Raw genomic sequence first — 14,117 nt, forward strand, 5'->3', positions numbered from 1 at the left:
CTGATGCCCCTAGTTGCGGTTTTCAGGTGCGGAAACGTCACGAAGACCGTCACCCAGCAAATTGATCGCCAGAACAAGGATGAACAGCGCGACACCCGGGATGGCAATCATCCAAGGCTGGAACAGAAGCATCTGTTTGCCTTCCGACACCATCAAGCCCCAGGACGGTGTCGGCGGTTGCACCCCCAGGCCCAGGAACGACAGGGCCGCTTCAAGCAGGATGGCATGCGCCATTTCGAGCGTCACAATCACGATCAGACTGTTGGCGATGTTCGGCATGATTTCGCTAAACAGGATGCGCTTGGTTGAACAGCCGATGGCCTTGGCCGCCGTGACATATTCCATGGATCGCAATTGCAGGGTGGCAGATCGCATCACAACCGCGAACCGATCCCAAAGCAAAAGGCCAAGAACCGTAATCACCACCTGAAGTGATCCGCCAAACAGTGCGACCACCGCCAACGCCACCAGAACCACGGGCATCGCAAGACGCACATTGATCAAAAAGGTGACACAGGCATCGACACGTCCGCCGAAATAACCGGCGGCAACGCCCATACTGGTGCCGATAATGCCGGAAATCAGGGCCGCAATCGCCCCGATGGCCAGTGAAATACGTGCGCCATAAAGCAACCGTGAAAGATAATCCCGCCCGAGATGATCGGTACCAAGGATGTTTTCCCAACTGCCTTTGGCATCCCAGACGGGCGGGATCATTCGATGCATCAAATCCTGATGATAGGGATCATAAGGTGCCAGAAGAGGTGCGAAAAGCGCCATCAGGAAGATGGTCAGAAGCACGATGGCACCAAACATCAGTCCCTTGTGACCAAGGACTTTGGTCAGCAGAACCTGTCGCGGCGTCGGGCCGCTCAGGACTTCAGCTTCAACCTTGGGTGCCACTGTGTTGATGGTTTCGGTCGTGTTGGTCATGTCAGCCCACCCTCATGCGCGGGTCAAGCCACGCATTCAACAAATCCGACAGGAAGGTGAAGACGATATAGAACATCGAAAACACCAGAATCAGGGCCTGTACGGTTGGCAGATCGTTGCGACCAATGGATTCCCACGCCAGATAGCCCGCCCCATGCAGGGCAAAGATCGATTCAACGACAATCGACCCGCCTAGCATGAAGCCCATCTGAACGGCGGCCAGACTGACAACCGGGATGATGGCGTTGCGAAGGGCATGCTTGAACATGACCCGGAATTCACCCGCCCCCTTGGCGCGTGCGGTGCGGACATAATCCGCACCCAGCACATCAAGCATCCCGGCACGGGTCAGGCGCATGATGGCAGGCATCGCGTAATAACCCAGCACGATGGTCGGCATCACAAAGTTCTGCCAACTGTCCGAACCGGAAGGCGGCAGGATGCGAAGCTTGATACTGAACAGGACAATCAGGACCAGGCCAAACCAGAAACTGGGCATGGCCTGCCCCATGACCGAAAGGAATAGCGCAATCCGGTCAATAAGACTGTTGGGGCGAACGGCGGCGGCAACGCCCAACGGCACCGCCGTCAGAAGCGCAAACGAGATTCCGCATACGCCAAGCAACATCGTGACGGACAGACGCTCCGCAACCAATTGCGACACCGGCAGTTTGAAATAGTAACTTTCGCCGAAATCGCCCCTGATCGCGTTGAACATCCATTCGCCATACTGAACGACCCATGGTCGATCAAAACCGTAATAAACCCTTACAGCCTCGATATCCTCGGCATTTGCCGTTTCACCCGCAATAGCCGCCGCAGGATCCCCCGAAAGATAGAGAAGCGCGAAGCTAAGCATGGAGACGGCAAGCGTCACCAGCAAGGCCAAGCCAAGCCTTTTTAACGTATATACCAACACCGTTCTGAACCCCTGATCCGGAGGATTATTTCCAGTTCATCTGGAAGAAGCGCGGAATTGCATCCGTGGTCGGTGCATATTCCAGATCCTTGGTGAACACGTAGTTCGAGTTATAGGAGAACAACGGCAACCAATAGGCTTCTTCCGCAATGCGCTTCAGGGCTTTGGAATAATATTCCTTGCGCTCCTCGGAATCGACGGAACTGTCGGCAACATCCAGCCATTCCTTGACCTGCTTGTCTTGCGCACTGTCAAGACTGCCAAGCTTGAAATACTGGCTGACGATCGCCGACGCATCATTGATCGAATAGGATCCCCATGTCTGGAACGACATCGGTACTTCGCCCTTCATGCTCAGTTCACGCAGGGCGGAGTATTGCAAAAGCTTGAAATTGCTTTTGATACCGACCGCTTCGAGATAGCCCAGCATCGCTTCGGCATATTCGCGATCGCGATAGGCATAGAAGTCAATTTCCAACCCGTCCGGATAACCGGCTTCGGCAAGAAGCTGCTTGGCTTTTTCAGGATCATAGTCATAGACAGCGACGTCCTGTGCACAGCCGAACTGCGACGGGAAGCAGGCCGAATTGACCACACGGGATTTACCTTTGAGCATCGATGCAACGATGGCTTCGCGGTCAATGGCATGCGAAATTGCCTGACGCACAAGCTTGTTGGTGAACGGGTTGCTTTCACCGCTGCGACCGGCGGCATCAAATTGCAGATAACCGATGCGCATGGTGCTTTCGTTGGCAACCGTGAATTCACCCATCGCGCCAAGGCTTTCGGCCTGATCTGGCGGCACCTGCCAGATCCAGTCCAGACCGCCACTGAACAGTTCGGCAGCCTGCGTGTTGAAATCGGGAATGGTACGGATATCCAGACGACCGATATTGGCCTGCCCCTTCGGGCTGTCCTTGTGATAATTTTCGTACTTCTCCAGCACGAAATGCTTGCCCGGCTCGACTGAAACAACCTTGTAAGGACCGGTCCCTACCGGATTAAGTCCCATGCCGGTCGGACCAGCTTCGGCGTAATATTCGTTGGGATAAATCGATACAGGTCCGGCAAGATATTCGATTGCTGCGGGGAATGGTGCTTTCAGATGAATGCGGACCTTGAACTGGTCAATCTTCTCGGCACTTTCCATCCAGTTGACGTTGCGCTGGGTTTTCACCCCGTTCTTTTCGTCCGCAACCCAGTTCACGGTCGCGACCACATCGTCGGCGTCGAAAGGCTCGCCATTGTGGAACGTCACACCCTGGCGAAGATTGAATTCAAGGGTTTTGTCATCAACCCATTTCCAGTCCGTCGCCAGATTTCCCTGATACTCGCCGGTATAAGGATCGCGATACACCAGCCCATCCCAGATGGAGCGTTGCAGAATAACGCCTTCACGCGCCGAGTTGAAATAACTGTCGACATTTTCAAGCTCTTTGGAGAATGCGACATTGAGGGTATCGTCTGCTTTGTTGGCAGCAGCTGTTCCAGCAGCGGCCATGACGAGGGCAAAGATTCCAGCCCCCTTAAGGATCTGTTTCATTATAGCCTCCTGATATGCGTGCCTTACTTCACGGTGTTCGCGGCAAGACACATTAGATGCATTTAAAACATCTTGTATTATATTGTAATACAGCGTACTGTATAAAACTACGATAAGGCAACTGGAAGCTGCATGTCAACCAGCACGTTTGCCATTAAAAAACCGAGGAAACGCGACCATGGCGAATGCCAAAGCCCGGCAGCAGGACACCCTTTTTGTCACATCCCTTGAAAAAGGCATGCGGATACTCGAAGCTTTTTCAGAAGACAAAACCGAACTTGGGCTGGCCGATCTTGTAAAGGTTACCGGCCTCGAGAAGAGTGCGGCACAACGATATGCCAACACGCTTTACGAGCTTGGCTATCTGGAAAAGAATCCGGAGACTCGCCGGTTTCGGCCATCCGTCAAATATCTGGAAATGGCGTACAGCTATCTGTGGGCTGATTATCTAGCGCAGTTGGCAATGCCCCGCCTGATCGACCTGAGCCGCCAGACATCCCAAACCATCAACATGGCCGAGCCCATCGGAACCGATATTATTTATGTCGTGCGCATGCCCAACCACCGCACCAATTTCGGGGCTTCTGCGATTGGCCGACGGGTGCCAGCACTGGTTGCCTCGTCCGGGCGCATTATCCTGAGCCGCCAGTCAGATCAGGCCATTCGTGACGCAGTGAATAATTGGCCAATCCGGCAATACACCCCCCGGACAACGATGGATCGCGATGCCATACTCGACAATATCCTGATGGCACGCGAAAAGGGATATTGCACCACACAGGGGCAGGTTTTACCCGATGAAGTCAACGTTGCCGCCCCGATCTGCAGCATTGACGGAATACCGGTTGGCGCCATCCACTGTTCTTTGCCGTCGATCCGCTGGACAATCGAACGCGCGGAAGCAGAAATTGCCCCGCTTGTAGTTGAAGCAGCCCAATCGATCGTGCCATCCAGATAAGGTAAAACCCGGTCCGGCCAGACCAAGGGAACGCCAGCACAGCCTCAGACAGACGCACAGCTTTGGAAAATACCGAATAACGCGGCCCTGCCTTAACCAATTTGCAACAGCTTATGGGCGAAAACCGGCATAAGATCTGGCGGACAGAAATCAGATCATAATTTTTAAAAAAGTTCAGAGCATTCAATTGGCACGCAGCAAAACCAGATCAGGCTTGATCGCGGCCTTGGACATCGGCACGTCCAAGGTCTGTTGCTTTATTGCCCGACGTGAAAAGGGCGAAGCCCCGAAAGTCATCGGCATCGGACATAACATGTCCAAGGGGCTGCAAAGCGGATCAATTGCCAATCTTGATGCTGCACAGGAAGTTGTCCTTGCGGCGGTGAATGCGGCCGAGAAAATGGCAGGCCACACGATTGATTCCGTCATCGTCAATCTGTCTGGCGGCAGCCCGGAATCAGAAACCCACACGGTTGAACTGCCGCTGGGATCGCGTCCGATTGGCAATCTTGAAATCCGCAAACTGAACGATCAGAAGGACGCCGTTCTGCGCCAGGCGGGTGACGAGTTGATCCATACCGTGCCGCTGGGCTTCAGGGTCGATGCCGCCACAGGTCTTCGTGATCCGCGCGGCATGTACGGGTCTGTCGTCGGGCTTGATCTGCATTTTGTGCGCACCCAGACCGCCCCGCTTCGCAATCTGGAAACCCTTCTGGGGCGTTGCCATCTGAGGATCGAGGAAACAGTCGTCACCCCACTGGCATCGGGCCTGTCGGCTTTGACTGCCGATCAACGCGACCTTGGCGCGACTGTCATCGATATGGGGGCCGGCACCACAAGCGTTGCCGTCTTCCACGGCGGTCAGGTGATCTATACCGCGACCGTACCGGTCGGCGGGGCGCATGTGACGCGCGATATCGCCTATGGGCTCAATACATCGCTTAATCATGCCGAACGCATGAAAACACTGCACGGCAGTGCTTTGACATCGCCGTCCGACGATCAGGAAATCCTGGCGGTCCCTGTGATCGGCGATGAAGACGAAAACAACGTCAATCACGTGCCGCGTTCGATGCTGATCAACATCATCAAACCGCGCCTTGAAGAAACGTTTGAGTTGATTCGCGATCAGTTGGACGAGCATGGCCTGTCACAGATCGGCGGCCGTTCCATCGTTCTGACGGGTGGTGCCAGCCAGCTTAACGCGATTGCCGATCTGGCAAGCCAGATGTTCGAACGCCCGGCCACCATTGCCACACCGCACGGGGTATCAGGTCTTGCCGAAGCCACAGCCGGCCCGGCATTTTCGGCCTGTGCAGGTTTGTTGTTGCGCGCCCTTCAGCAGCAGAACGATCCGCTTAGCGAAGCAATGGCTCAAATCCGTCAATCGGGTGGGCGTTGGGGTCGACTTGGCGCATGGTTCAAGGAAAACTTCTAGTTTCCCTGTCCGTCCCAAGGCTTTTCGCGGCCTGCCCGATCCGGCAGGAAAGGCGTTTTACGCAACGCGAAAATTATTTCGCGAAAAAAACGCGATAATTTTCGAAATCTTCCATTGTTATTAATACGGCAATAACTCTTTGCCCGCTAAAACGAATGCCAAGGTCTAATGTCCGGGGGACACCTGAGACTTAGCGTGGCAACGGGAAGGCCGCGCCGATCTTAAGCTCTAAAGCGCGGAGAGGAAGAGCAAACAATGAGCACGATCAATTTTTCCGTTCCTGAAACGGAAGAAAACCTGAAACCGAAGATTACCGTTATCGGCGTCGGTGGCGCTGGCGGAAACGCCGTTAACAACATGATCGCATCCGAACTTGAAGGTTGTGATTTTGTTGTTGCCAACACCGACTCACAGGCCCTGAGCCAGAGCAAAGCAGCACGCAAGATGCAGCTTGGTCGCAAAATCACCCAGGGTCTGGGTGCTGGCGCACGTCCCGATGCGGGCAGTGCGGCCGCCGAAGAATCCATCGAAGACATTCAGGCCCAGCTTGAAGGCAGCCACATGGTGTTCATCACCGCGGGCATGGGCGGCGGTACCGGTACCGGTGCGGCCCCGGTCATTGCACGTGCTGCCAAGGAAGCCGGCATTCTGACGGTTGGGGTCGTTACCAAACCGTTCCATTTCGAAGGCACGCGCCGTATGCGCACTGCCGAACAGGGGATCGAGCAGCTTCAGCAATATGTTGATACGCTGATCATCATTCCGAACCAGAATCTGTTCCGGGTCGCGAATGAAAAAACCACATTCGCAGATGCCTTCCAGATGGCTGATGACGTTCTGCGCAACGGCGTGCGCTCCATCACCGATTTGATGATGGTCCCGGGCCTTGTGAACCTTGACTTTGCCGACATTCGCACCGTCATGAGCGAGATGGGCAAAGCCATGATGGGCACCGGTGAAGCCACGGGTGAAAAACGTGCCCTTGAGGCCGCCGAGGCCGCCATCGCAAATCCGCTTCTGGAAGATGCTTCGATGAAGGGCGCACGTGCGGTCCTGATCAACATCACCGGCGGCATGGATATGGCCCTTTACGAAGTCGACGAAGCCGCGAACCGTATTCGCGAGGAAGTTGCTTCGGAAGCCAACATCATCTTTGGTTCGACGTTCGACCCGACCATCGAAGGCGCACTGCGCGTTTCCGTGGTTGCCACCGGTATCGATGCCGAGGAAGTCCGTCGTCCGCAGCCGACCACCGTTTCGGTTGCCCCGGTCAAACCGGCCGAACAGGCCGCAAAACCGGCAACCCCATCCTTTGGTCAGCACGGTGCGGCAGCCGCCGTCGCCAGCGCCGCGGACGCCGCCATTGCAAATGGGCATGATGGTTATCAGGGCGGTGCATCAATCGACGAAATTCCGGCAGAACGTTTTGCCGCAACCGGCAGCGCCCAGCAGCCGGAACTGAGCAATCAGCCTGCTGGCAACAATACCGGTTCGATTGAACTGGGTCAGACCGTTCTGAAACCGAAGCCGGTTTCGCGTCCGGCACAGCATTTCACCCCGGCCGAAAAGCCGAAAGAAAACGGTGACATGGCCTTTATCCCGCCGCGCCCAGCCCGTCCGAGCGACGCAGAACAAAATCACAGCCCGGATGTGTTCGAAGCAGCAGATGCCCAGAACGCAACCCCGCCGCGCTTTGGTCTGCGGACCCTGTTTGGTAAAAACAAGGGCGGTCACGAAGACCATTCAGAACAGTCTCACCACGCGGCACCGCGTCAGGCACACCCGCAGCCGCAGGCTCCGGCACCGCGCCAGACCGAAATGTCGCTTGGCGAGAATGCAAACCAGTCCTTGAAGGCGGATCCAGCTTCCCGCGTCAAGACGTCGAATGCGTCTGACGACCTTCTGGAAATTCCGGCCTTCCTGCGTCGTCAGGCCAACTGACGACATTCTCCGCGCGAAGAAGGGGAAGGCTTTGGCCTTCCCCTTTTTTTAATGCGGTCCAAGTTTTTTAATGCGGCCCGGTCATCCAAACATCTGCCTCTGCGTAACCTGAAATGATATTCGATCAGATTTTCCACATTGTTTCTTTATTTATCAGTTACTTATCCAGTTTACAAAGCGTAACAAAGAGTGATTTGTTCTCTTGTCACAGCGCCTGTAGGGTCTGAAACTAAGAAATGGGGTTCATACCCCAAGCGCCGATAGGGCGCATTCATTGACAAACTTGACTGACCTGACTTTTGGGGGTTCCCGTGAACAAAATTGCAGACCTCAGCGCTGCCCTTTCGCATTCGGGCGCATCTGATCATGATGTCGTGCGTCAGCGGACCCTTAAAGCATCCATCGGCTGTGCCGGTGTCGGGCTTCATTCAGGTCATAAAATCCGCATCACCCTGCACCCTGCACCTGAAAATCACGGTATCGTATTCCGCCGCACGGATCTGGATGGCCAACCGCTGTTTCCGGCACGTTACGATGGTGTGATCGATACGCAGCTTTGCACCTGCCTTGGTGACAGGGGTGCCGGGATCAAGATTGGCACCATCGAACATCTGATGGCAGCCCTTGCGGGGCAACGCATCGACAACGTTCTGATCGACATTGATGCCGACGAAGTGCCGGTTATGGATGGCAGTTCGGCACCGTTCAACTTCCTGATCGATTGCGTCGGGATTGAGGAACAGGATGCACCGCGTCAGGTAATTGAGGTTCTGAAACCGGTTGAAGTCGAATACAAGGGCTGCACCGCGCGGATCGAACCGGGGCATGGCTTTGAGGTCGATTTCGAAATCGATTTCGCCAGCAAGGCAATCAACAATCAGCGCATGTCGGTCAAATTCGACGATGGCGTGTTTGTTGCCAATATCGCCCGTGCACGGACTTTCGGCTTCCTGCACGAAGTCGAAGCCATGCGGTCGATGGGCCTTGCACGGGGCGGTTCGCTTGATAACGCCGTTGTCCTTTCGGGCGACGAAGTCATGAATGAAGAAGGTCTTCGTTACGACGACGAATTCGTCCGTCACAAGATTCTTGACGCGCTTGGCGATCTTTACACCGCCGGCAAGCAGTTGCAGGGCAAAGTGACGGCATATAAATCCGGTCACCATGTCAACAACCTGCTTTTGAAGGCGCTGTTTGCCGATGCAAGTGCGTGGCGCGTTGTGCCAATGCGCAAATCGGCCCTTCATGCGGTTGAAGCCCCTGCGCTCGCAACGGCTTGAGAAGCTTTTTTGATATGATCTTGTTTGCAAAAAGCGGTCCCTGGGGGCCGCTTTTTTATTGCGTTGCCCAACCACGGCTTGTGAAACCGCGATCCGGTTTCCGACCGGGATGCAGAAAAGTGCCTGCGGGGTAACACAACCCCTTGCCCTATGCCCGTACAGGCATGGTATAGTCTGGCAAATTCCGCCTGAACGCGTCACAAAGCTTAAGGAAACGTCACAGTGCTTCGTAAGGCTTCCGCCAAGAATGTTATTGCTGCTTGTGGTCTGGCCCTGCTTCTTGCAGCCTGCTCCAGCGACGACAAACCGGCATATGTCGAACGCCCGGTTTCCGAACTTTATAACAGCGCGCAGGACCTTCTGGACGCCAAGGAATACCAGAAGTCAGCCGAGGCCTTTGACGAGGTTGAACGCCAGCACCCCTATTCTGTGTGGGCGACCAAGGCGACCCTGATGTCGGCCTATGCCTATTATCAGGACAACAAGTATGACGACGCAATCACAGCCCTTGATCGCTTTATCTCGCTTCATCCGGCAAACCCGGATGTGCCATACGCCTATTACCTGAAAGCATTGTCCTATTACGAACAGATTTCCGACGTCGGCCGCGATCAGCAGATGACACAGCATGCGATGGATTCGCTTGATGACGTTATCCGCCGTTTCCCCGACAGCCAGTATGCGCGTGACGCGAAACTGAAAAAGGATCTGACGGTTGACCACCTTGCTGGCAAGGAAATGAGTGTTGGCCGTTATTATCAGGATCGCGGTGAATATCTGGCTGCGATCAACCGGTTTAAAATGGTCCTCGACAAATACCAGACCACCACGCATGTCCCCGAAGCACTTGCGCGCCTGACCGAAAGCTATCTGGCACTTGGTCTTGAAGGCGAAGCCAAACGCACCGCATCGGTACTGGGTCATAACTTCCCGGGCAGTCCGTGGTATGAGGAATCATACGATCTTCTGGTTGGTGACGGCATAAACACCCGCGAGGGAGAAAGCTGGTGGCATTCGACCACCACCGCCCTTGGTGACTGGTTCTGATTCTTGACGCGTCGCGTGACTTCCGACACGAGAACGCATCAGGAACACCGATTTCTTGTCAGTTGTTTTTCAACATTTTTCGCTCTTTCCTGCGGCACACAGGGATGCGGCAGATTTTGCGTTCTGCCAAAGCTTGCAAGGCGCGCTGTGATTGGGCACTCTGCTTGTCGCGACGCTGCCTGACGGGCACGATCGCACCTGTTTTAACAATGTCAGTATCCCGCAATGCTCCGACGGCTTAGCATCCGAAATGTTGTTCTGATCGACAAGCTGGACCTTGATTTCCGCGACGGGCTTAGTGTGCTTACCGGGGAAACCGGTGCCGGGAAATCGATCCTGCTTGACTCGTTGGGGCTGGCACTTGGCGCACGCGCCGATAGCGGCCTTGTCCGACATGGCACGGACAAATGCAGCGTTACCGCAACCTTCACCCTGCCCGCCGGTCATCCGGTTTACAGGCTTCTGGCCGAACAGGATATCGAGGTTGAGGACGACGAACTGGTGGTGCGTCGTGTTGTCACCTCGGACGGGCGGTCGCGCGCCTATGTCAATGATCAGTCGGTATCGGTCGGCCTTTTGCGCGATGTCGGCAATTACTGTGTCGAAATCCAGGGGCAGTTTGACCAGCACGGATTGCTAGATCCGACCACCCATCGCGCGACCCTTGATGCGCACGGCAATCTTGGCAGTCTGGCACTTACGGTGCGCGATCAGTGGCGCGCATGGCGCGATACGCAAAAGGAACTGACAGCGGCGACCAACCGCATCAACAAGGCGCGCGAAGAAGAAGAATGGCTGCGCCACGCGGTTGACGAACTTGAAAAACTTGGCCCTGAAGAAGGCGAGGAAGAACGCCTTGCCGAGGAACGCCAGTTCCTGATGCATGGGGAAAAGCTTGTTGCAGCCCTGAATGATGCCGCAGGCGAACTGTCGCGCGGCAAGGGTGCCGAAAGTGCGCTTCGCAGTGCGCAGCGCCATCTTGAACGCGAATTGCAAAAGGCCGAAGGCCGGTTTGAACCGATCATCGAGGCACTGGACCGTGCCGCCATCGAACTTGAAGAAGCATCGCGTGCGATATCGGTCACCCTTGCTGATCTGAATGTCGATACCGGGCAGCAGGAAACGGTTGAGGAACGGCTGTTTGCGCTGCGCGCGGCCGCGCGCAAATACAATGTACCGGTTGATGGGCTGAATGGCCTGATGAAGGAATACCGCAGCCAGATCGATCAGCTTGAATTCGGCGAAAAGGAACTTTCACGCCTGACCGCTGCCGTTGCCGAACATCGGGCCGCCTTTATCGATGCCGCGCAAAAGCTTCATGGCGCACGCAAAGCCGCGGCCGAGACCCTTGATACCGCGATCAATGCCGAACTGCCGCCGCTTCGTATGGAAAAGGCGCGGTTTGTCACCGACATTGCCGAACTGGAAGAAAACGAATGGGGTATCGACGGGATTGATCGCGTCCAGTTCATGGTTGCCACCAACCCCGGCAGTCCGGCCGGACCGCTGAACAAAATCGCCTCCGGTGGCGAGCTTTCGCGCTTCCTGCTTGCTCTCAAGGTGGTTCTGGCGCGGGTTTCCGCGGTGCCGAGCCTTGTGTTTGATGAAGTCGACAGTGGTGTTGGCGGCGCAACAGCCGCCGCGATTGGCGAACGGTTGCATTTGCTGGCCGGGGAACGCCAGATTCTTGTGATTACGCACAGCCCACAGGTCGCCGCACGTGGACGCACCCACTTCAATATTGCCAAAAGCGAAAATGACGGCAGCATGGTAACGCGTGTGAATGAGCTGGTCGATGGTGCCCGACGCGAAGAAATCGCAAGGATGCTGGCCGGACATTCGATCACCGCCGAAGCCCGTGCTGCGGCAGACAGCCTGTTAGACCAACCCCGCTAGAACGTTTGACAGGGTATTTTCCCTGCCCGTTCCAGCCGCTTGAATACGGATAAAAAGAAATATGAGCGCCGAACAAGGGTCAACCTCGTCCATTGTCCCCGACATGCCCGAAACCCGGACCGAGGCAGGCCGGCAGCATGCCGAAATTTCCGACCGTATTCGCGGCTTTAACGAAGCGTATTATATCAATGATGAACCGCTGGTTCCCGATGCGGAATATGATGCACTGTTCAATCGACTGATCGAACTTGAAGCACGCTATCCGACGCTCAAGAAGAACAGCCCGACGCAGGAAGTTGGTGCCGCCCCGGCCGATGGTTTTGCCAAGATCAAACATGCGCGTCCGATGCTGTCGCTTGCCAACGCATTTTCGCGCGAGGACATTGTTGATTTTCTGGCCCGTATTCGCCGTTTCCTGAACCTGACGGCGCACAGCCCAGTCGAAATCGTTGGCGAACCCAAGATCGATGGTTTGTCACTATCGCTGCGCTATGAAAACCGTGAACTGGTCAGCGCTGCAACGCGTGGCGACGGGACAGAGGGCGAAGACGTCACCGCCAATGTCGCCCATATCACCGACATCCCCAAAATCCTGCCCGAAGATGCACCGGCCGACGTCGTTGAAATCCGTGGCGAGGTTTACATGGCGCGTTCGGCCTTCCAGAAGCTGAATGAAACGCAGACCGAAACAGGTGGTAAAACATTTGCCAATCCGCGCAATGCCGCCGCCGGGTCGCTTCGCCAGCTTGACCCGACCATCAGCGCCAAACGCCCGCTGCGTTTCTTTGCCTACAGCTTTGGCGAACTGTCCGAAAGTCTTGCGCAGACGCATTGGGATTTCATCAGCAAGATCAAGGGTTGGGGCTTTGTCACCAATCCCCACACGACGCTTTTGCACAACACCGACGAGATCATGGCGTTTTACGAGGAACTCGGCAATCAACGGGCCGAACTCGATTATGACATTGACGGCATTGTCTATAAGGTCAACGACTTCGAATTGCAGTTGCGGCTTGGCTTTGTCAGCCGGTCACCGCGCTGGGCAATTGCCCATAAATTCCCGGCCGAACAGGCCCGCACCCGCGTTAAGGCGATTGATATCCAGGTTGGGCGCACTGGCGCACTAACCCCGGTTGCGCGGCTTGAACCCGTCACGGTTGGCGGCGTTGTGGTCTCGAACGCGACCCTTCATAACCGCGACGAAATCGAACGGCTCGGCGTAAGGGTCAATGACCTTGTCGTCATTCAGCGGGCTGGTGATGTGATCCCGCAGGTGGTCGAGGTCATTACTGATGAACGGCCCGATGACGCCGTGCCCTATGACTTCCCGGAAACCTGCCCGAAATGCGGCAGCCACGCCATGCGCGAAGAAGGCGAAGCTGTCACACGATGCAGCGGCGGGCTGATCTGTCCGGCACAGGCAGTTGAACGACTGAAACATTTTGTGTCGCGCAATGCGTTCGATATCGAAGGCATGGGCGGAAAGCATATCGAGGCGTTCTTTGACCTCGGCTGGGTCAAATCACCTGCCGATATTTTCCGGATCGAGGAAAAGCACCGGGACGCCCTTCGAAAGCTTGAAGGCTGGGGCGACAAATCGGCCGAAAAGCTGTTTGCCAGCATCAATGAACGGCGGACCGTGCCGCTGGACAGGTTTATCTATGCCCTTGGCATCCGCCAGATCGGTCAGGCGACGGCAAAGCTCCTGGCGCGGCATTACGGATCGATCACGGAATGGCGCACAGCGATGAATGATGCCGGAACGCCCGATAGTGACGCGTTGCGCGACCTGATCAATATCGATCAGATCGGCCCCAGTGTGGCCCATGACCTTATTGAATTCATGGCCGAAGAACATAACCGCGATGTGCTGGATGACCTTCAGGCCGTTCTGACCATCGAAGATGTCGAAGCCCCGCAGGTTATCGACAGCCCCGTCAGCGGCAAAACGGTTGTCTTTACCGGCAAGCTGGAACTGTTTTCGCGCAACGAGGCAAAGGTCAAAGCCGAAAGCCTTGGTGCGAAAGTAGCCGGTTCGGTATCGGCAAAAACCGATTTTCTGGTTGCAGGACCGGGTGCGGGTTCCAAATTAAAGAAAGCAGAAGAATTAGGTGTTACTGTTCTGGATGAACAAGGATGGCTTGATCTGATCGCCGATTGAT

Annotated in this window: 10 protein-coding genes; 7 read left to right on the top strand and 3 right to left on the bottom strand. The window is 55.6% G+C overall.

The genetic code is table 11. The features are described from left to right. Positions 1–9 precede the first annotated feature (9 nt). From BC440_RS01560 to BC440_RS01570, 3 genes are read right to left on the bottom strand one after another with little or no spacing between them, the layout of a single operon-like run. The gene (locus BC440_RS01560; RefSeq protein WP_007089761.1) at positions 10–933 is read right to left on the bottom strand and encodes an ABC transporter permease; all 924 of its coding nucleotides are present in this window, start codon (positions 931–933) and stop codon (positions 10–12) included. A gap of 1 nt (position 934) precedes the next feature. After that, positions 935–1,852: an ABC transporter permease gene (locus tag BC440_RS01565; RefSeq protein ID WP_007089762.1), complete on the bottom strand. Its 918-nt coding sequence runs from the start codon at positions 1,850–1,852 to the stop codon at positions 935–937. Positions 1,853–1,877: 25 nt separating this feature from the next. Next, positions 1,878–3,395, bottom strand: a complete 1,518-nt coding sequence (locus BC440_RS01570; RefSeq protein ID WP_063095088.1) for an ABC transporter substrate-binding protein — start codon at positions 3,393–3,395, stop codon at positions 1,878–1,880. Positions 3,396–3,573: 178 nt separating this feature from the next. On the opposite strand from BC440_RS01570, the gene BC440_RS01575 reads away from it, so the two are divergent. From BC440_RS01575 to ligA, 7 genes are all read left to right on the top strand, one after another. Further along, positions 3,574–4,353 carry an IclR family transcriptional regulator C-terminal domain-containing protein gene (locus BC440_RS01575; RefSeq protein WP_037992128.1) on the top strand — a complete coding sequence of 260 codons (780 nt, stop codon included), beginning with the start codon at positions 3,574–3,576 and terminating at the stop codon, positions 4,351–4,353. Positions 4,354–4,540: 187 nt separating this feature from the next. Beyond that, on the top strand, positions 4,541–5,791 hold the full coding sequence (gene ftsA / locus BC440_RS01580; RefSeq protein WP_007089765.1) for a cell division protein FtsA: 1,251 nt from the start codon (positions 4,541–4,543) through the stop codon (positions 5,789–5,791). A gap of 255 nt (positions 5,792–6,046) precedes the next feature. After that, entirely contained in the window at positions 6,047–7,732 is a 1,686-nt protein-coding gene (ftsZ, locus tag BC440_RS01585) for a cell division protein FtsZ (protein ID WP_007089766.1), read from the top strand. A gap of 311 nt (positions 7,733–8,043) precedes the next feature. Continuing rightward, on the top strand, positions 8,044–9,012 hold the full coding sequence (lpxC, locus tag BC440_RS01590; protein WP_063095086.1) for a UDP-3-O-acyl-N-acetylglucosamine deacetylase: 969 nt from the start codon (positions 8,044–8,046) through the stop codon (positions 9,010–9,012). A gap of 222 nt (positions 9,013–9,234) precedes the next feature. Next, positions 9,235–10,059 (top strand): outer membrane protein assembly factor BamD, encoded by an 825-nt coding sequence (gene bamD, locus BC440_RS01595; protein WP_007089768.1) that lies wholly within the window; start codon positions 9,235–9,237, stop codon positions 10,057–10,059. Between the two features lie 225 nt (positions 10,060–10,284). Then, positions 10,285–11,955 carry a DNA repair protein RecN gene (recN, locus tag BC440_RS01600; RefSeq protein WP_037992121.1) on the top strand — a complete coding sequence of 557 codons (1,671 nt, stop codon included), beginning with the start codon at positions 10,285–10,287 and terminating at the stop codon, positions 11,953–11,955. A gap of 61 nt (positions 11,956–12,016) precedes the next feature. Next, positions 12,017–14,116 (top strand): NAD-dependent DNA ligase LigA, encoded by a 2,100-nt coding sequence (ligA, locus tag BC440_RS01605; RefSeq protein WP_139189967.1) that lies wholly within the window; start codon positions 12,017–12,019, stop codon positions 14,114–14,116. Position 14,117: the final 1 nt, after the last annotated feature.

The organism is Thalassospira sp. MIT1004 (genome assembly GCF_001858545.1).
Taxonomy (GTDB): Bacteria; Pseudomonadota; Alphaproteobacteria; order Rhodospirillales; family Thalassospiraceae; genus Thalassospira; species Thalassospira xiamenensis.